We start from the raw sequence: 17,567 nt of genomic DNA, 5'->3' as shown, positions 1-17,567 counted from the left end.
GTGCCGTAACCTACGGCATCGTAGGTTGCGTTCCGTGGCGAAGGGAACACACCGCCGCACGGCGCTTGAGTGAATTCACCCGACTGGATGGATGAACCGCCGTCCCGGTGGTGGAGCGTCACACGCGCCGGAGACGGACCGCGCGGCGGCGGGCGCGGGTCGGCCATGGAGGTAGATGTGGAGCCGCATACCCCGTAGTCTTGCCCCAGCGCGCCTCCGGCGACCTTCGGGCCGGCGTGCCGGTCCCGGATCGTCTAAGGGCAGGACAGCTGGTTTTGGTCCAGCTTATGGGGGTTCGAATCCTCCTCCGGGAGCACTCTGAGCGGCCCCGGCCCGGTATTGCGGCGGGCCAGGGGGTGGCTTTTCGGCCACTTTCCTCGCACTATCCTCGAACTGCCAGGGCTTATGTGCGGATCCTCGCCCCTGGCCGCTCTGCCCTCTCTGTGAACCGACCGAGGAGCCTCCCCGCATGGGTGCCAATTCGCTTGCCGCCGTTGTCGTTCTTGCCGCCGGTGGCGGGACACGGATGAAGTCGAACAAGCTGCCCAAGGTGCTGCACGAGGTGTGCGGACGGACGCTGGTCGGTCACGCCGTCTCGGCGGCGCAGGAGTTGACGCCGGGGCAGCTGGTCGTCGTCGTCGGCCACCAGCGGGAGCAGGTCGAGGAGCACCTCGCGGCGCACTACCCGGCCGCCCGCCCGGTCGTCCAGCACGAGCAGAACGGCACCGGGCACGCGGTGCGCACGGCGCTGGAGGCGCTCGCCGCCGACGGCGTGGTACTGGACGGCACCGTGATCATCACCGCCGGCGACTCGCCGCTGCTGACCGGGGCGACGCTGCGGCGCCTGGCCAGGGCGCACGCCGAGCAGGAGAACGGCGTCACCGTGCTGACCGCCGTGGTGCCCGAGCCGTTCGGCTACGGCCGGATCCTGCGCGACGAGGACCGCTCGGTGGCCGCGATCGTCGAGGAGAAGGACGCCACCGACACCCAGCGCCTGATCACCGAGATCAACTCCGGGGTCTTCGCCTTCGACGCCAAGCTGCTGACCGCCGCGCTGGCCGAGCTGACCACGGACAACTCGCAGGGCGAGGAGTACCTGACCGACACCCTGCAGATCCTGCGCGAGGCCGGGCACCGGGTCGGCGCCGTCGTGGCCGAGGACCCGCGGGACATCCTCGGCATCAACGACCGCGTGCAGCTCGCCCAGGCCCGCCGCCTGCTCAACGACCGCCTGCTGGAGCGCGCGATGCGCGAGGGCGTCACCGTGGTCGACCCGGCGACGACCTGGATCGACGTCCAGGTGACGTACGAGGCGGACGCCGTCGTGCTGCCGAACACCCAGCTGCAGGGCGCCACCCACCTCGGCGAGGGCTGCGAGGTCGGCCCGAACTCGACCCTGCGGGACACCCGGGTCGGCGCCGGCGCCGTTGTGAGCAACACCACGGCCGACCGAGCCGAGGTGGGCGAGCTGGCCAGCGCCGGCCCGTACGCCTACCTGAGGCCGGGCGCCAAGCTGCTGCGCAAGGCGAAGGTCGGCACCTACGTCGAGGTCAAGAACTCCGAGCTCGGCGAGGGGGCCAAGGTGCCCCACCTGTCGTACATCGGCGACGCCACCATCGGCGAGGGCACCAACGTCGGCGCGGCCTCGGTCACGGTGAACTACGACGGCGTCAACAAGCACCGCACGGTCATCGGCGCGCACTGCCGGACCGGCTCGGACAACATGTTCATCGCACCGGTCACGATCGGTGACGGCGCCTACACCGCGGCCGGCTCGGTCATCACCTCCGACGTTCCGCCGGGCGCGCTCGGCGTGAGCCGGGCGCAGCAGCGCAACATCGAGGGCTGGGTGGAGCGCAAGCGCCCCGGGACCGCATCGGCGCAGGCCGCGAAGGTTGCGACGGACGGGGCGGCGGAAGCCTGACGGGACGCGCGGGCGTCCGAGGGGCGGTCCCGGGGCGGACGGTTTCTGCGCGGGCGCGTAACCTTGGGGACATACGTGCGCCACTGGGCTTACCGCCCGTGTCCAGGCGTACCGACATTCCCCGAACCCATCTTGCGTGCGGGCTGCGCCTGCTCGCGTTGGATGGTCGGGGTTCAGCGTCCGCAAACGCGAGGAGACGGTGCAGTGAGCGGGATCACGACGTCGGGCGAGAAGAAGCTGAAGCTCTTCTCCGGCCGTGCCCACCCGGAGCTGGCGAAGGAGGTGGCCGCGGCGCTGGGGACCGAGCTGGTTCCGACCAAGGCCCTGGACTTCGCCAACGGCGAGATCTACGTCCGCTTCCTGGACTCCGCGCGCGGTGCGGACTGCTTCGTGATGCAGAGCCACACGGCTCCCATCAACCAGTGGATCATGGAGCAGCTGATCATGATCGACGCTCTGAAGCGGGCCTCCGCCAAGAGCATCACCGCGATCCTGCCGTTCTACGGCTACGCCCGCCAGGACAAGAAGCACCTCGGCCGCGAGCCCATCTCGGCCCGCCTGGTCGCCGACCTGCTGCGCCAGGCCGGCGCCGACCGCCTGATGGCCGTGGACCTGCACACCGCGCAGATCCAGGGCTTCTTCGACGGCCCGGTCGACCACCTGTTCGCGCTGCCGCTGCTGGCCGACTACGTGGGCGAGCGGGTCGACCGCGACAAGCTGACGATCGTCTCGCCGGACGCCGGCCGGGTGAAGGTGGCCGACCAGTGGTGCGACCGCCTGGACGCGCCGCTGGCGATCATCCACAAGCGCCGCGACATGACCCAGGCCAACACGATCCTGTCGGCCGAGGTCGTCGGTGACGTCAAGGGCCGGGTCTGCGTCCTGGTCGACGACATGATCGACACCGCCGGCACGATCTGCGCCGCCGCCGACGCGCTGTTCGACAACGGCGCCGCGGACGTCCTGGTCGCCGCCACCCACGGCGTGCTCTCGGGCCCGGCCGCGGACCGCCTGAAGAACTCCCGGGTCAGCGAGTTCGTGTTCACCAACACGCTGCCGACCCCCGCCCAGCTCCAGCTGGACAAGATCACCACGCTGTCCATCGCCCCGTCGATCGCCGCCGCGATCCGCGAGGTGTTCGAGGAGGGTTCGGTCACGAGCCTCTTCGAGGGCGTGCACTGACGAAGGCCCGCGCAGGCGGCCCCGGTCCGGAACGGGCCGGGGCCGCCGTCGATTTCGCGGGAGGGCACAGGTGCGGTTAGACTCGTGAAACTGCTCGGCGAGGGATGCCGTGTGCCCGCTCGACGGGTGCCCGCTCCGTGATCGACGCGCTGCCGGTGCCGGTTCCCCGGACCCTGGCAGAGGTCGTTGCCGCCGAGTGACCCCCAACGTACTGAGGGTGTGGTCCCGGCGGTTTTTCGCGTTGCCTGCACCCCCGCGCCGTTCTTCACGAGGAGTGCAGTCGTGTCCGAGATCCGCCTTGCCGCTGAGACCCGTTCCGAGTTCGGCAAGGGTGCCGCCCGTCGCGCCCGCCGCGCCGGCTTCGTCCCCGGTGTCGTCTACGGCCACGGCCACGCCCCGGTTCACCTGAACCTGCCCGGCCACGACCTGATGATGGCCCTCAAGACCCCGAACGCCCTGCTGGTCGTCCCGATCGAGGGCAAGGACGAGTACGTCCTGCCGAAGGCCGTCCAGCGCGAGGCCATCAAGCGCACCATCGAGCACGTCGACCTGCTGCTCGTGAAGCGCGGCGAGAAGGTCACCGTCGAGATCCCGGTCCTCACCGAGGGCGAGCTGGCCCCGGGCGGCAACCTGCTGGAGCACGTCCTCAACGCGCTGCCGATCGAGGCCGAGGCCACCCACCTGCCCGAGTCCGTCACCGTCTCGGTCGAGGGCCTGGAGGCCGGTGCCTCCATCCACGCCAAGGACATCGTCCTGCCGGCCGGCGTCACCCTGGCCGTCGACGCCGACGCCGTCGTGCTGCAGGTCATCGGCGCCCAGGCCGCCCCGGCCGAGGACGAGGCCGCCGAGGCCGAGGGCGCCGAGGCCTGAGCCTCGCGCTGACGACTGCTTGAGACCGCTGCCCCGGTCGCTCCCTCTGGAGCGGCCGGGGCAGCGGTGTGTCCGGGAAGATGGCGTGGAGCGCGAGGGCGAGGAGTAGGGACATGGCGGAAGAAGCGTACGAAGGGCCGTGGCTGGTCGTGGGGCTGGGGAACCCGGGCGAGCAGTACGCCCGGAACCGGCACAACATCGGCTTCATGGTGGTCGACCTGCTGGCGCAGCGGATGGGCGCCAAGTTCAAGGCGCACAAGAGCCGGGCGCAGGTCGCCGAGGGGCGGCTGGTCGGCAAGCGGGTCGTGCTCGCCAAGCCGATGTCGTTCATGAACCTGTCCGGCGGTCCGGTGACGGCGCTGCGCGACTTCTACAAGGTCCCGGCGGCCGGGATCGTGGCGGTCCACGACGAGCTGGACATCGACTACGCGGCGCTGCGGCTCAAGCTCGGCGGCGGCGACAACGGGCACAACGGCCTGAAGTCGATCACCAAGTCGCTCGGGCCCGACTACCACCGGATCCGCTGCGGCATCGGCCGCCCGCCGGGCCGGATGGAGGTCGCGGACTTCGTCCTCAAGGACTTCTCCGGTGCCGAGCGCAAGGAGCTGGAGTGGTTCGTCGACCGCTCGGCGGACGCGGTGGAGGCCCTGCTGTCGGAGGGCCTGGAGCGGGCGCAGGGGACGTACAACTCCTGACGGCGTGACCGGGGGTCGAGGCGACGCGCCGGGTCGGCAACAGTCGTACAACGCTTGACGTTCCACACCTGAATAGGTGTGAGAACCCCGTGCGCGATCGGATAGCGTCGGTCCCGGTACGCGAACGGGTCCTGGGGAGTAGCTCGATGCGGAGATTGCGTCCGGTCCGCCGACTGCGGCGGATCCGGGTGATGCGGTTGCGGCGGTTCGGCCGGCGGATCGGCACGGCCGGTGCGCTGGGGGCGGCGGGGATGCTGCTGTCCAGCGGCGTGGCACACGCCGATCCGGTGGCGGAGCCCGACCAGGCGGCGTCGCCGGAGCCGGCGGCCGCGCAGTTCGCGCCGGTGCTCGGCGATTCGGTCGGGCCGGACGCCGGGCTGCTGGCGGTCGGCGGCGGCCTGGTGGTCGTGGCCGGCGGTGCCGCGCTGTGGCTCAAGCGCCACCGCGCCGGCGGATCGCCCGAGTAGGGGGAAGAACGGCTCACGGGCCGGGGTCCACGCACGTGGACCCCGGCCCTTTCGCGTGCCCGGAATCCCGGGCGCCGGCTTGTCATCCGTTTCCGGCGGGCGGGGCGTCCTGTGGGTATGAAGCGCGAATCGATGAGCCCGGGGGGCGTCGACGGGGACCCGTTCGACGAGTTCGTCGCGGCGCGGTACCAGGCGCTGCTGCGCGGTGCCTTCCTGATCACCGGCGACGTCCACGACGCCCGGGACCTGCTGCACGACGCGTTGGCGCGGGTGTACGCCAAGCGGTCGGCCATCCGGGAGCCGGCGGCGACGGAGGGGTACGTGCGCCGGACGATGATCCGCACGCACGTCTCGCGGTGGCGCCGGACCAGGCGCGAGGTGCTGACCTCCGCTCTGCCGGACGGGCCGGCGGCCCAGGAGGCCGAGCGGGACGAGGAGTTGGCGGCGGCCCTGGGGGCGCTGCCGCGGCGCCAGCGCGCGGCGGTGGTGCTGCGGTACTACCTCGACCTGCCGGTGGCGCAGGTGGCGGAGGAGCTGGGCTGCACGGTGGCGACGGCCAAGACCCACCTGGCGCGGGCGGTCAGGACGCTTCGGCAGGAACTGGAACCGGCTAAGGAGTTGGTGGGACGTGAGCGCTGAGGACGGGTTCGAGGAGGAGCTGGCCCGCCGGCTCGGGCTGCGGGCGTCGGCGGTCGGCGGCAGCCCGCCGCTGGCCGCGCTCAAGGCGGCCGGGCGGCGGCGGGCACGGCAGCAGGGCGCGGTGCGGGGCGTGACGGCGGTCGCGGTGCTGGCCGTCGGCGCGGGGGCGCTGACGCAGCTGGGCGGCGGGGGGACGGCCTCGGACGAGCGCGTGGGCGGAGGGCCGGCCGGGGCGCCGACGGGAGGGGCGGCGTCGCCGTCGGCCGGGCGGAACTCCGGCAAGGGGCGGATGGTCTTCGGGTGCGACGCGGGGCCGTCCTCGCTGCGGACGCCGGGCCAGCACTGGCACCCGACCGACCTGCCGACGGGCCCGCCGAGGATCACGCCGACGTCGACGACGCCGCCGGTTTCGCCGTCGCTCACCCCGCCCCCGTTCACCCCGCCCCCGTTCACCCCGCCCCCGTTCACCCCGCCGTCGTTCACGCCGCCGTCGTTCACGCCGCCGTCGTTCACCCCGCGGTCGGGCCTGCCGTCGACGGGCTCGCCGTCGACGCTGTCGTCGGCCCAGCTGCTGCAGCTCGACCTCGCGCGCGCGAGCGAGGCCGTCGACAAGGTGGGGACGGAGAGCTACGCGGACCACTACTTCGGCGTCTGCCGCGACCCCGGCCTGAACACCCTCTACGTGATGCGCGTCCCGGGCGACGGCGCCCTGGACGACGCCGTGACGCGAGCACTGGCCGACTGGCCCACCGTCAAGCTGCAGTTCACCGCCGCGGTCGGCTCGTACGCCGAACTGCGGGAGCTCCAGGACCGGATCGACGGTGACCGCGCCTACTGGAAGGACAAGGGCGTGCAGCTGGAGTTCGTGCAGGTCGCCAACGACGGCTCCGGGGTGGTGGTCGACACTCCGCAGTGGGAGTCCGCCGGGGCGCAGATCAAGGCGAAGTACGGCTCCAAGGTGGCCGAGGTCCGCTAGAGGAGCGCAGACGAAGGGGCCGGTGTCCGACGGGGGTGGACACCGGCCCCTTCGACGCGTCTGCCGTCAGCCGGTGTTGCGCAGGCCGGCGGCGATGCCGTTGACGGTCAGCAGGAGCGCGCGGGCGCGCAGCGGGTCCTCCTGGCGTCCGGCCGTGACCTCCTCGCGCTGGCGGCGCAGCAGGGCGACCTGGAGGTAGGAGATCGGGTCGAGGTAGGCGTCGCGGACGGTGAAGGTCTGCTTCAGCACCGGGTTGTGCTCCAGCAGTTCGCCCTCGCCGGTGAGCCGCAGCACCTCGCGCAGGGTGAGCTCGTGCTCGGCGACGATCTGGTCGAAGACGTGCTGGAGGTCGGCCGGCACCAGCTGCTCGACGTAGTGGCGGGCGATCCGCAGGTCGGTCTTGGCCAGCGTCATGGCGACGTTGGACAGGAAGTTGCGGAAGAAGTGCCACTGCCCGTGCATCTCGTCCAGCACGTCGCCGAGGCCGGCCTCGCGGGCGGCGGCGAGGCCGGAGCCGACGCCGTACCAGCCGGGGACGATCTGGCGGGACTGGGTCCAGCCGAACACCCACGGGATGGCGCGCAGTCCGTCCAGGCCGGCGCCGGAGTCGGGGCGGCGGGAGGGGCGGGAGCCCAGGTGCAGGGAGGCGAGCTGGTCGACCGGGGTCGAGGCGAAGAAGTACTTCGGCAGGTCCTCCTGCTCGACCAGGGCGCGGTAGGCGGTGTGGGCGGCCTCGGACACCCGGTCCATCGCGGCGTCCCAGCGGGCCAGCTCCTCGGGGGCCTGGCGCGGGGCGGTGTGCAGCGCGGAGGCGGAGAGCGTCGCGGAGATCGTCAGTTCGAGGTTCTCCCGGGCGAGGGAGGGCAGCAGGTACTTGTCGGAGATGACCTCGCCCTGCTCGGTGACCTTGATCTCGCCCTCCAGGGTGCCCCACGGCTGGGCCAGGATGGCCTCGTGCGAGGGGCCGCCGCCGCGGCCGACGGTGCCGCCGCGGCCGTGGAACAGGCGCAGCCGGATGCCGTAGCGGTGGGCGACGTCGCGCAGCCGGCGCTGGGCGCGGTGGATCTCCCACTGGGAGGTGGTGATGCCGCCGAACTTGGAGGAGTCGGAGTAGCCGAGCATGACCTCCTGGACGTCGCCGCGCAGCGAGACGAGCAGCCGGTAGGAGGGGTCGGAGAGCATCTCGTCGAGGATGCGGTCGGCCTGCTGGAGCTCGTCGGTGGTCTCCAGGAGCGGCACGATGCCGATCTTGGCGATGCCGGCGTGCAGGTCGATCAGGCCCGCCTCGCGGGCCAGGACGGTGGCGGCGAAGACGTCGTCGGCGCCCTGGCACATGGAGATGATGTAGCTCTCGACGATCTCGTCGCCGAAGCGCTCGAAGCCCTGGCGGATGGTGTTGAAGACGCCGAGGGTCTTGGTGCCGGCCTCGTCCAGCGGGGCCGGGGTGGGGGCGAGCGGGCGGCGCGAGCGGAGCTCCTTGGCGAGCAGCCGCTGGCGGTACTCGCGGGGCATGTCGGCGTAGCGCCAGGCCTCCTCGCCGAGGCGGTCGAAGAGCTGGCCGAGCGCGTGGTGGTGGGCCTCGGCGTGCTCGCGGACGTCCATGGTGGCGAGCTGGAGGCCGAAGGCCTCGATGGTGCGGATCGCGCGGGCGAGGCGGCCGTCGGCGATGAGTTCGCCGCGGTGGGCGCGCAGCGACTCCTGGATCAGGCGCAGGTCGGCGACGAGTTCGCGGGTGCCGAGGTAGTCGCGGCCCTCGACGTGCGGGGTGCCGCCGGCCAGGCGCTCGCGGGTGTTCTCCAGCTTGAGCCGGATGCAGGTGGCCTTGAGGCGGTAGGGCTCCTCGGCGTTCATCCGCTTGTAGCGCGGGCTGAGTTCGGGGAGCAGGTGCAGGTCGGTGTTGAGCGAGGCGAGGAGCTCGGCCGAGGCGCCGGCCAGGCGCTCGGAGGTGGAGAGCGTGTTGCGCAGGTCGTCGATCGCGGCGAGCGCGTCCTTGATGCCGTACTCGTGCTGGAGGTTGAGGACGTCCCAGGTGACCTGCGGGGTGACGTTGGGGTTGCCGTCGCGGTCGCCGCCGATCCAGGTGCCGAAGGTGAGCGGGCGGACGCCGTCGGGCAGGCTGAGGCCGACCCGGGCGAGCTCCTCCTGCAGCTCCTCCAGCACCTCGGGGACGGCCTCGCGGTAGAGCTCGTCCAGGTAGTAGACGGCGTTGCGGGCCTCGTCGGTGGGCTCGGGGCGGGCGATGCGCAGCTCGTCGGTCTGCCAGAGCAGGTCGATGACCTCGGCCAGGCGGCGGTCGGCGGAGCGCTGCAGGGAGGTGCGGCGCGTGGCGGCCCGGTCGGGGGTGGTGGCCGGGTCGGCGGCGGCGAGGCCGGAGCTGAGCTGCTCGCGGTGGATGCGTTCGAGGAGTTCGCCGATCCGGCGGAGCTTGTTGAGGACGCTGCGCCGGGCGGCCTCGGTGGGGTGCGCGGTGAAGACCGGCCGGACCGCGAGGTGGGCCAGGGTGTCCTGGAGGTGCTTGGGGTCGGCGTCGGCGAGCTGGTCGGCGGTCTGCGCGAGCAGCGAGCCCTCCCGGGCGCGGCGGGTGGCGAACTCCCGGCCGCGGTGCACCTGCTCGGTGACGTTGGCGAGGTGGAAGTAGGTGGAGAAGGCGCGGACGAGCTTCGCCGCGGTATCCAGGTCGATGCCGGAGAGGAGTTCGGCGGTGGCCTCGCCGTCCGTGCGGCTGAGCAGGCGGACCTGTTCGACCAGGCCCAGTAGCTGGGGGCCCTCCTGACGGACCAGCGTTTCGCCGAGCAGGTCGCCGAGGCGGCGGATGTCCGCGCGCAGGGCCGCGTTGTCTGCGTCTGGGCCGGCGGCGGCGACGGAGGTGGGGCTGTCCGCCGGGTTGGGGACCGGAGCGGTCACGGCTGGGCTCCCTGTGGTGGTGGGGTTCGGCAACGGCTCATCGTCACAGGTCCGCCCGCGTGTGGCAGGTGTGACGCGTGCGGACCGCGCTGTCCGACGCGACCAGCATAGGTGTCGGGGAGGTCGGTGTCCGCGAGGTGGCCGGATGGCGGACAGGATCACCGCGGCCGCCATGTGGTCTGGACCACTTGAAGGTCTGGGGAAGTTACCGGTGCCATCCCGGTGGGGAGGGAACGGGGTTGCACCTTAGGCTGTCAGGCATGAGCAAGTCGCCTGGGGAGCGCGCGCCGGTCCGGTCGTTCTGGTGGTGGGAACGACCGCGCAGCGCATTCCTCGACATCGGGCTGGCGCTGCTGGCCGCGGTGGAGTGCTCGCTCAGCACCATCGCCTTCCTCTCCGCGCGCGCGCACCTGAGCGCCGCCGGCGCGGCCGGCATCGCCGTGCTCGGCGCGCTGGCGGGCGGCTCGCTGGTGCTGCGCCGGCGCTGGCCGGCCGTGCCGGTGCTGGTGACGCTGGTGGCGATGCCCGGGATGCTCGGCGTCGTGCTGCTCGTGGTGGCCCTGTACACGCTGGCCGAGACGTGGGAGTGGCCCTCGCGGCGCCGCCGGGTGGTCGCGCTGTCGGCGCTGGCCTTCGCCGAGGCCGTCACCGTCATGCTGGTGTCGATGCTCCTGCCCGGTGGCGACGGCCCCCCGGACCCGACGCCGCTCTGGGTCCAGGTGCTGGTGGCCGTCCTGGTGGCGGTCGGCCTGACCGTCCCGCCGGTGGTGACCGGCCTCTACGTGGGCGCGCGGCGGCGGCTCATCGAGTCGCTCAAGGACCGTGCGCACGGTCTGGAGACCGAGCTCGACCTGCTGGCCGAACAGGCCCAGGAACGCGCCCGGCGGGCCCGGCTGGAGGAGCGCACGCGGATCGCCCGCGAGATGCACGACGTGGTCGCGCACCGGGTCTCGCTGATGGTGGTGCACGCGGGGGCCCTGGAGCGGATCGCCGCGAAGGACCCGCAGAAGGCCGCGCAGAGCGCCAAGCTGATGGGCGAGGTCGGCCGGCAGGCGCTCAACGAGCTGCGCGAGATCCTCGGCGTGCTGCGGATGGACGACGAGCGCCCGGCCGAACCGGACTCGCTGGCCGCGCTGCCGCGGCTGGTCGACCAGTCCCGGGCGGCCGGGATGGCGGTCACCCTGACGGTCAGCGGCAGCCGGCAGCAGTTCACCGGCGAGGCCGAGCAGACCGCGTACCGCGTGGTCCAGGAGGGCCTGACCAACGCGCACAAGCACGCCGGCGGCGCCGACGTGTCCGTCCTGCTCGCGTACGCGCCGAACGGGGTCCGGGTCAGCGTCGTCAACGCCTGCCCGGGCGGCGAGCACGGCGCGGCGAAGCTGCCGAGCGGGGGCAACGGGCTGGTCGGGATGCGCGAGCGGGTGATCGCGCTCGGCGGCACCTTCTCGGCCGGGCCGGAGGCGGACGGCGGGTTCCGGGTCGAGGCGGTGCTGCCCTCCCGGCTGGCCGTCCGCGCCGAACCGCTGCGGTAGCGGCGCCCGTCCGCGGTGGCGGTGCCCGTCCGCGGTGGCGGTGCCCGTCCGCGCTGGGGGTGCTCGTTCCTAGTACTCGTCCGCGGTGCGCAGCCGTTCCGGGGCGGTGCCGAGGATCAGCATCGTGATCGCCTGGTCGATCCCGTGGCCGAGGAACCACTCTCCCGTGTGATCCAGGCTGTAGACGCGGCCCTCCTCGTCGACCGCCAACAGTGCCTGTCCGTACGCCTCCTCGCCGAGCGGCGCGACCTTGCTGCCGAGCGCGCGGCCGAGGTCGGCCAGGGTGCGGGGCTGGTGCAGCCCGCACATCGGGTCGATCAGGAACGGGGTGCGGGCCAGTTGGCGGCCCGCGCCGGACAGGTCGAAGGCGAGGCCGCCGAACTCGGCCCAGGCCTCCACCGCCGCCGGGAACACCGCGTGCGGCACGCCGGCCGGCTCGCCGTGCCCCACCAGGGTGTCGGCCCACTCCTCGGCCCGCCGGATCTCCCAGCGGCCGGGGTGCCAGCCGGCCGCCTTGAGCTCGGCGGCGACGTCGGCGGGGAAGCGCGGGCGGGTCCGCCCGGGGGAGGCCGCGGCCAGGGTGGCCGGCGGGGGCGGGGGCGGGCTGGGCGGATTCAGGACGGGCTCCGGTGGTTCGGGGACAGGACGGCGGCAGGGACGCGGCACCGCACCGACGGAGGGCGTCGGCGCGGGCCGGCGGTCAGCGGGCGGGCGGCCCGACCGCGACGCTCTGCACGGTGAAATGCTCCAGCATCGGGACGCACGAGCGGCACGGCGGCGCGTGGGTGCCGTGCGCCGGGTCGTCCTCCTCGCGGATCCGGACGGTGGTCATCCGGGAGCCCTTGAGCGCCTTGCGGGCCTCGTGCAGGCTCATCGCCTTGCGGGCGGCGCGCTTGGAGCGCTTGCCGTCCACCGTGGCCAGGTACTGCGACAGCAGCACCGCCTCCGGGCAGCGGCCGGTGAAGCGCTCGCGCAGCTCGACCGGCAGGCCGTCCAGGAACTCGCGGACCAGCGGGTGCAGGACCGGGCGCCGGGCGGACTTGTCCCCGGCCAGGGTGTGCACCTCGCCGCCCTTGAGCGACAGCGCGGCGGCGACGGCGGGCAGCAGGCTGTCGCGGAGGTGGCGCAGCACGGGCGGGCCCGCCGGCTCACCGGTGGTCATGCGTCTGCCTCCGTATCCGCAGGGTCTCCGCTGACGGTCCGGACTGGTCGGTCCAGTCCTGGGGCAAGCCTGTCAAACGACACCGACATCCGTACAACCGGGGTGCGGGGGTGCGCGAACGGGCGCCGGGACCCGGCGGGTTCAGGACGCGCTCCCGATGGAACACTGGCTCAATCCGCACGCAGCCGTCACGACTTGTCCGTCGATCCACCGAAACCGCCCCGGTGCCCCGGCGGCTGCCGGTACCGTTCCGGCAGCGAGCCGAAGGGGACGCGGCCGCCCGCCCGGGACGCCCGGCGGCGGCCCGGATCCGGTGCCCGCGCCGACCGTTGGGGCCGCCGGGGTGCGCCTGCCCGGTGCCGGAGCGAGGGGGCTCGTGCGATGACTTCTCCGACGTCGGGACGGGACGGGGGGCGCGACGGCGGACCGGACGGGGCCGAGGACGCCAACGAGGCGCCCGGCGGGCACGTGCCCACCCCGGGCGAACCGCTCCGGCCGGTGCCCGCCCGGCCGGTCGGCATCGCCGTGGTCGGCGCCGGCTACTGGGGCCCCAAGCTGGTCCGCAACGCCCAGCACACCCCGGCGCTGCGGCTGCACTGGCTGTGCGACCTCGACGAGGCCAAGGCCCGTACGGTGCTGGGGGAGTACAGCACCGTCGGCGCGACCTCCTCGTACCGGCGGGTGCTGGACGACGAGCGGGTCGGGGCCGTCGCGGTGGCCGCGCCCGCCGCCGCGCACCACGGGCTCGTCCGGGCCGCGCTGGAGGCCGGCAAGCACGTGCTGGTCGAGAAGCCGATCACCACCTCCGCCGACGGGGCCGCCGAGCTCGTCGAACTCGCCGAGCGGCGCGGGCTCGTGCTGATGTGCGACCACACCTTCTGCTACACGCCGGCGGTGCGCCGGATCCGCGAGCTCGTGCACGGCGGCGAGATCGGCGACGTCCAGTTCTTCGACTCGGTGCGGATCAACCTCGGGCTGGTGCAGCCGGACGTGGACGTGCTGTGGGACCTCGCCCCGCACGACCTCGCCATCCTCGACTTCGTCCTGCCGCCCGGCGTCGATCCGGTCGGGGTGTCCGCCCAGGGCGCCGACCCGATCGGCGCCGGGCGGGCCTGCGTCGCCTACCTGACGGTCCGGCTGAGCAACGGCGCCCTCGCCCACTGCCACGTCAACTGGCTCTCCCCGACGAAGGTGCGCACCACGCTCATCGGCGGCTCCCGGCGCACCCTCGTCTGGGACGACCTCAACCCGCAGGCCCGCCTCGCCGTGCACGACCGGGGCGTGGACCTCACCCCGCCCGAGGAGGTCACCGACGCGATCCGGCACCGGGCGCTGATCTCCTACCGCGTCGGCGAGATGGTCGCGCCCGCGCTGGTCGAGCAGGAGGCGCTGCGCAACGTGATGGCCGAGTTCGCCGCCGCGATCGTCGAGGGCCGCGCGCCGCTCACCGACGGGCACGCCGGGGTGCGGGTGCTGCGGCTGCTGGAGGCGGCCTCGCTGAGCCTCCGACTCGGCGGGGTCACCGTTCCGGTGGGGATGGCCGACCGGGCCGACCGGGCCGAGGGGGCCGAGAGGGCCCCGCGGGTCGTGGTCAGGTGAGCGGCCGCACCGGGGGCGCCGGGAGCACCGGCGGCACCGGTGGCATCCCGTTGGTGGACCTGGCCGCCGCCCACGCCGAGATCGCGGCCGAGGTCCGGGCCGGCTTCGAGCGCGTCCTCGCGTCCGGCGGCTACGTCAAGGGCCCCGAAGTGGCCGGGTTCGAGCGGGAGTACGCCGGCTTCACCGGCACCCGGCACTGCGTCGGCGCCGCCAACGGCACCGACGCCCTCGAACTCGCCCTGCGCGCCCTCGACCTGCCGCCCGGCGGCGGCGTCGTACTGCCCGCCAACACCTTCGTCGCCACCGCCGAGGCCGTCCTGCGGGCCGGACTGCACCCGGTGCTCGTCGACGCCGACCCGGCGCACCTGCTGATCGACCCCGCGCGCGCCGCCGACGCGCTCCCCGGGGCCGTCGCGCTGCTGCCCGTCCACCTCAACGGCCAGCTCGCCCCCATGGGCCCGCTGCTCGAACTGGCCGACGGGCGGCCGGTGGTGGAGGACGCCGCGCAGTCCCAGGGCGCCCGGCAGCACGGGCGCGGCACGTACGGGCGGATCGCGGCCACCAGCTTCTACCCCGGCAAGAACCTCGGCGGCTACGGCGACGCCGGCGCGGTGCTCACCGACAACGCCGAACTGGCCGACGCCGTCCGGCTCATCGGCGACCACGGTGCCCGCGAGAAGTACACCCACGAACGCCTCGGCTTCAACTCCCGGATGGACGCCCTCCAGGCCGTCGTCCTGCGCGCCAAACTCCGCCGCCTGCCCGCCTGGAACGCCGCCCGCCGCGCCGCCGCCGCCCGCTACGACGCGCTGCTCGGCGGCGTCGACGGCCTCGCCCTGCCCCGCACCGCCCCCGGCAACGAGCACGTCTGGCACCTGTACGCGGTGCGGATCGGCCCCGGCCGGGACCGCGACGCGGTGCTCGCCGCGCTGCACGCCGCCGGGATCGGCGCCGGGGTGCACTACCCCGTCCCCGTGCACCTCCAGCCCGCGTTCCGCTTCCTCGGCCACCGCGAGGGCGCCTTCCCGACCGCCGAACGGGCCGCGCGCGAACTGCTCACGCTCCCGCTTTACCCGCAGATGACCGAGGCGCAGCAGGTCCGGGTGGCCGAGGCACTGCTGGCGGCACTGCGCACGGCTCACGCGTAGGTGCGGGGGTTCGGCCAGGAGGGTGACCCCCTACGCTGGTGTCCAGCAAACGCACCGATTTTGCAGCAGCCAGTGGGGGCTCCCAGATGACGACAGGTCGGCCCGGCGCCGCCGCCGCACCGAACGCGGCATACGCAGGTCAGGTGGTGCACTTCCCGGACCCGGTCCGCGCGGAGCGTTACCCCGCCGGGGTCCGGGTGGACGAGCACGGCTACCCGGACTTCGCCCCGTACGCCGCCGCGGCGGCCGAGGTCGCCGACCCGCCGGAGGGCCTCGGCGTGGACGAGCTGCGGCTGACCGACTACGTCTCGGCCAACGCCGCGCTGTTCACCGAGGGCCACCCGCTCTGGGCCGACCTGCACACCGCCGTCGCGACCCCGCCCGGCTGGACCTGGCACCACGTCGCAGGCCGGGCCGCCCCCGGCTGGCGCCGGATGGAGCTCGTCCCGGTCGAGGTCAAGGCCCTGCTGCGGCACCACGGCGGCCTCGCCACCTCCGGCGCCGACCACGGCCAGCGCGGCACCCGCCCGCTCCAGGAGCGCCGGCCGGTGCACTTCCCGCTGGCCCTGGACGGCAGCGACCCGATCAGCGTCCCGGAGGACCTGCTCCAGCGCGCCGAGGACCGCCTCGGCTACCGGCTGCCGGGCGCCTACCGCAGCTTCCTCAAGCTCGGCGGCGGCCGCGCCCCGGTCGGCGTCGCGCTCGACACCGAGCTGGGCATGCTGCTCGACCAGCCGTTCCTGACCCTCACCGAGGAGTACGGGACGGCGGACGTCGTGTACGCCAACAAGTGCCTGCGCGACCACCTCACCAAGGACTACCTCGGCATCGCCTACGCCCAGGGCGGCATCGTCGCGCTCAAGGTCCGCGGCGACCGGATCGGCACGGTCTGGTTCCACCTGTACGACGACGCCCGCGACACCGGCCTCCCGGAGGCCCCGGAGGACCGGGTCGAGCGGCTGCTGCTGCCCTGCGGCGAGGACTTCGACGAGTTCCTGCTGCGGCTGGCGGGCAGTCCGCCCGAGCTGGAGACGGTCGCGGAGCTGATGGTGGACGGCGGGTTCGCCCGGGCCGTCCCGGGCGAGTGACCGGGACGACGGGGACGACGGGGACGACGAGGATGGGGACAGGGGTGAACCGGGCGTGGTGACGTACGCGCAGGCGCATGAGCTCGCCGACGAGTGGATCAACGGCGGGGTGCCGGGGTCGCAGCAGCGCGAGGTGCGGGTCCGGGAGTTCGACCTGGGCTTCGTCTGCTGGGCGGTGCAGCCGGCGGACGGGACCCCGGAGGAGGGCGGCCCGACCGGCGGGGCGCGGCTGGTGATCGCCCGCGACTCCGGCGCGAGCACGCTCTGGCCCGCGCTGCCGGTCAACGAGGTCGTCCGGCAGTACGAGGAGGTGTACGGGCGGCCGGTCGCGGCCAACCCGGCGGGGGCGGCGAAGCCCGCGCCCGGGCCCGTCGAGGCGACGTCCTTCCTGCTCAGCCCGCCGCAGTGGCTGCAGGAGGCGGGCGCGGCGGCGATCGCGGCGGAGGCGGAGCGGCTGGGCGAGGCCCAGGCTCCGGCGCCCGTTGCGGCCCCGGCCCCGGCGCCCGTTCCTGCCCCGGCGCCCGCGCCGGCCGAGCAGTCCGCGCCCGAGGCGACCGGCCTCCCGGCCGAGGCCGCCTCGTGGGCCCCGCCGACCGGGCCGCCGACGCCGCCGCCGGCCGTCCTCGTCGCGCCGCCGGTCTCCGACCGGCCCGCCGGGGACGCGCCGACCATGCTCGCCCCGCCGCCCGGCCACGACGCGCCGTCCGTCCCGCCGCAGGTGCAGTCGGCCCCGCCGGTCCCGCCGGGGCCCGCCCCGGCCGGCTCCGAGGCGGCGACCATGCTAATGCCCGAGGGCCTGCGCACGCTCGGCTCCGAGCCGTCCGACGCGCCCCCGCCGGCCGGCTCCGAGGCCGCGACCGCGCTGATGCCCAGGAGCGTCCCCGGCCTGCCCCCGGCACCGTCCGCGCCCACCCCGGAATCCGCGCCCGCGCCCGCACCTGCTCCCGTGCAGCCTCCGGTGGCCGAGCCCGCGCCGACGCTGCTGGCGCCGCCGGAGGCGATGCCGGGGCTGATGGGCCTGCCCGGTGCGCCGGAGACGCCCGCCCCCGCGGCACCGCCCGCCTCGCCCGCCGTGCCACCGGCCGGTCCCGCCGTGGAGTACGCACCGACCATGCTGGCCCCGCAGGGCGGCGTCCCGGGCCTGATGGGCCTGCCCGGCGCCCCCGAGACGGCCACCCCCTCGGCACCGCCCGCCGCGCCGCTGGCCGGTCCGGCCGTGGAGTACGCGCCGACCATGCTGGCCCCGGGCGGCCCCGGCCTGGGCGGCCTGCCCGGTGCGCCGGTGCACCCCGGGCCTGCGGCGCCCCCCGGGCCGGCCGAGGCGGCGCAGTCCGGCGGGCTCGGCCGCAACGCGGCCTCCGCACCGCCGCCGCCCCCGCCG

At 74.3% G+C, this 17,567-nt stretch carries 14 protein-coding genes, 1 tRNA gene and 1 pseudogene; 13 read left to right on the top strand and 3 right to left on the bottom strand.

Features of this window, described 5'->3' with window-relative positions; translation table 11 throughout:
• Window positions 1-243: 243 nt before the first annotated feature.
• The 8 genes from ACFVU9_RS21160 (at window position 244) to ACFVU9_RS21125 (ending at window position 6,753) form a co-directional block, all read left to right on the top strand.
• Window positions 244-314 (top strand) — tRNA-Gln (locus ACFVU9_RS21160).
• Window positions 315-469: 155 nt separating this feature from the next.
• On the top strand, window positions 470-1,924 hold the full coding sequence (glmU, locus tag ACFVU9_RS21155) for a bifunctional UDP-N-acetylglucosamine diphosphorylase/glucosamine-1-phosphate N-acetyltransferase GlmU (protein ID WP_380444296.1): 1,455 nt from the start codon (window positions 470-472) through the stop codon (window positions 1,922-1,924).
• A gap of 204 nt (window positions 1,925-2,128) precedes the next feature.
• Window positions 2,129-3,106, top strand: coding sequence for a ribose-phosphate diphosphokinase (locus ACFVU9_RS21150; protein WP_380444297.1), 978 nt, complete (start codon window positions 2,129-2,131; stop codon window positions 3,104-3,106).
• 282 nt (window positions 3,107-3,388) lie between these two features.
• Complete coding sequence (locus ACFVU9_RS21145; RefSeq protein ID WP_380444299.1) at window positions 3,389-3,976, top strand: 50S ribosomal protein L25/general stress protein Ctc; 588 nt, start codon at window positions 3,389-3,391, stop codon at window positions 3,974-3,976.
• Window positions 3,977-4,089: 113 nt separating this feature from the next.
• The gene (gene pth, locus ACFVU9_RS21140) at window positions 4,090-4,671 is read left to right on the top strand and encodes an aminoacyl-tRNA hydrolase (protein ID WP_380444301.1); all 582 of its coding nucleotides are present in this window, start codon (window positions 4,090-4,092) and stop codon (window positions 4,669-4,671) included.
• Window positions 4,672-4,817: 146 nt separating this feature from the next.
• The gene (locus tag ACFVU9_RS21135; RefSeq protein WP_380444303.1) at window positions 4,818-5,138 is read left to right on the top strand and encodes a hypothetical protein; all 321 of its coding nucleotides are present in this window, start codon (window positions 4,818-4,820) and stop codon (window positions 5,136-5,138) included.
• 117 nt (window positions 5,139-5,255) lie between these two features.
• Window positions 5,256-5,777, top strand: coding sequence for a SigE family RNA polymerase sigma factor (locus tag ACFVU9_RS21130; RefSeq protein ID WP_380444305.1), 522 nt, complete (start codon window positions 5,256-5,258; stop codon window positions 5,775-5,777).
• Window positions 5,767-6,753, top strand: a complete 987-nt coding sequence (locus ACFVU9_RS21125) for a hypothetical protein (RefSeq protein ID WP_387595345.1) — start codon at window positions 5,767-5,769, stop codon at window positions 6,751-6,753. The genes ACFVU9_RS21130 and ACFVU9_RS21125 overlap by 11 nt, the downstream gene beginning before the upstream one ends.
• Before the next feature lie 66 nt (window positions 6,754-6,819).
• On the opposite strand, the gene ppc is transcribed toward ACFVU9_RS21125, so the two are convergent.
• Window positions 6,820-9,579 carry a phosphoenolpyruvate carboxylase gene (gene ppc, locus ACFVU9_RS21120; protein WP_380444313.1) on the bottom strand — a complete coding sequence of 920 codons (2,760 nt, stop codon included), beginning with the start codon at window positions 9,577-9,579 and terminating at the stop codon, window positions 6,820-6,822.
• Between the two features lie 338 nt (window positions 9,580-9,917).
• Here ppc and ACFVU9_RS21115 point away from each other — a divergent pair, with 338 nt between their 5' ends.
• Window positions 9,918-11,189: a sensor histidine kinase gene (locus ACFVU9_RS21115; protein WP_380444309.1), complete on the top strand. Its 1,272-nt coding sequence runs from the start codon at window positions 9,918-9,920 to the stop codon at window positions 11,187-11,189.
• 69 nt (window positions 11,190-11,258) lie between these two features.
• Here ACFVU9_RS21115 and ACFVU9_RS21110 read toward each other — a convergent pair whose 3' ends face one another.
• Together ACFVU9_RS21110 and ACFVU9_RS21105 are read right to left on the bottom strand one after the other, a co-directional pair.
• Window positions 11,259-11,855: an SUKH-3 domain-containing protein gene (locus ACFVU9_RS21110; RefSeq protein ID WP_380448961.1), complete on the bottom strand. Its 597-nt coding sequence runs from the start codon at window positions 11,853-11,855 to the stop codon at window positions 11,259-11,261.
• Between the two features lie 34 nt (window positions 11,856-11,889).
• A complete protein-coding gene (locus ACFVU9_RS21105; RefSeq protein WP_380448959.1) occupies window positions 11,890-12,351 on the bottom strand; it encodes a YwqJ-related putative deaminase in 462 nt (153 codons plus the stop codon).
• Window positions 12,352-12,732: 381 nt separating this feature from the next.
• Here ACFVU9_RS21105 and ACFVU9_RS21100 point away from each other — a divergent pair, with 381 nt between their 5' ends.
• The 4 genes and pseudogenes from ACFVU9_RS21100 to ACFVU9_RS21085 form a co-directional block, all read left to right on the top strand.
• Window positions 12,733-13,950: a Gfo/Idh/MocA family protein gene (locus tag ACFVU9_RS21100; protein WP_387595337.1), complete on the top strand. Its 1,218-nt coding sequence runs from the start codon at window positions 12,733-12,735 to the stop codon at window positions 13,948-13,950.
• Window positions 13,947-15,098, top strand: coding sequence for a DegT/DnrJ/EryC1/StrS family aminotransferase (locus ACFVU9_RS21095; RefSeq protein WP_387595334.1), 1,152 nt, complete (start codon window positions 13,947-13,949; stop codon window positions 15,096-15,098). The genes ACFVU9_RS21100 and ACFVU9_RS21095 overlap by 4 nt, the downstream gene beginning before the upstream one ends.
• An 86-nt stretch (window positions 15,099-15,184) precedes the next feature.
• On the top strand, window positions 15,185-16,186 hold the full coding sequence (locus tag ACFVU9_RS21090; protein ID WP_380448953.1) for an HNH endonuclease: 1,002 nt from the start codon (window positions 15,185-15,187) through the stop codon (window positions 16,184-16,186).
• A 55-nt stretch (window positions 16,187-16,241) separates the two neighbouring features.
• Window positions 16,242-17,567, top strand: a pseudogene (locus ACFVU9_RS21085) (hypothetical protein); the annotation flags it as partial.

The sequence above is a fragment of the Kitasatospora sp. NPDC057936 genome (genome assembly GCF_042887525.1).
Taxonomy (GTDB): domain Bacteria; phylum Actinomycetota; class Actinomycetes; order Streptomycetales; family Streptomycetaceae; genus Kitasatospora.
This window is presented reverse-complemented; position numbering and strand designations above follow the sequence as displayed.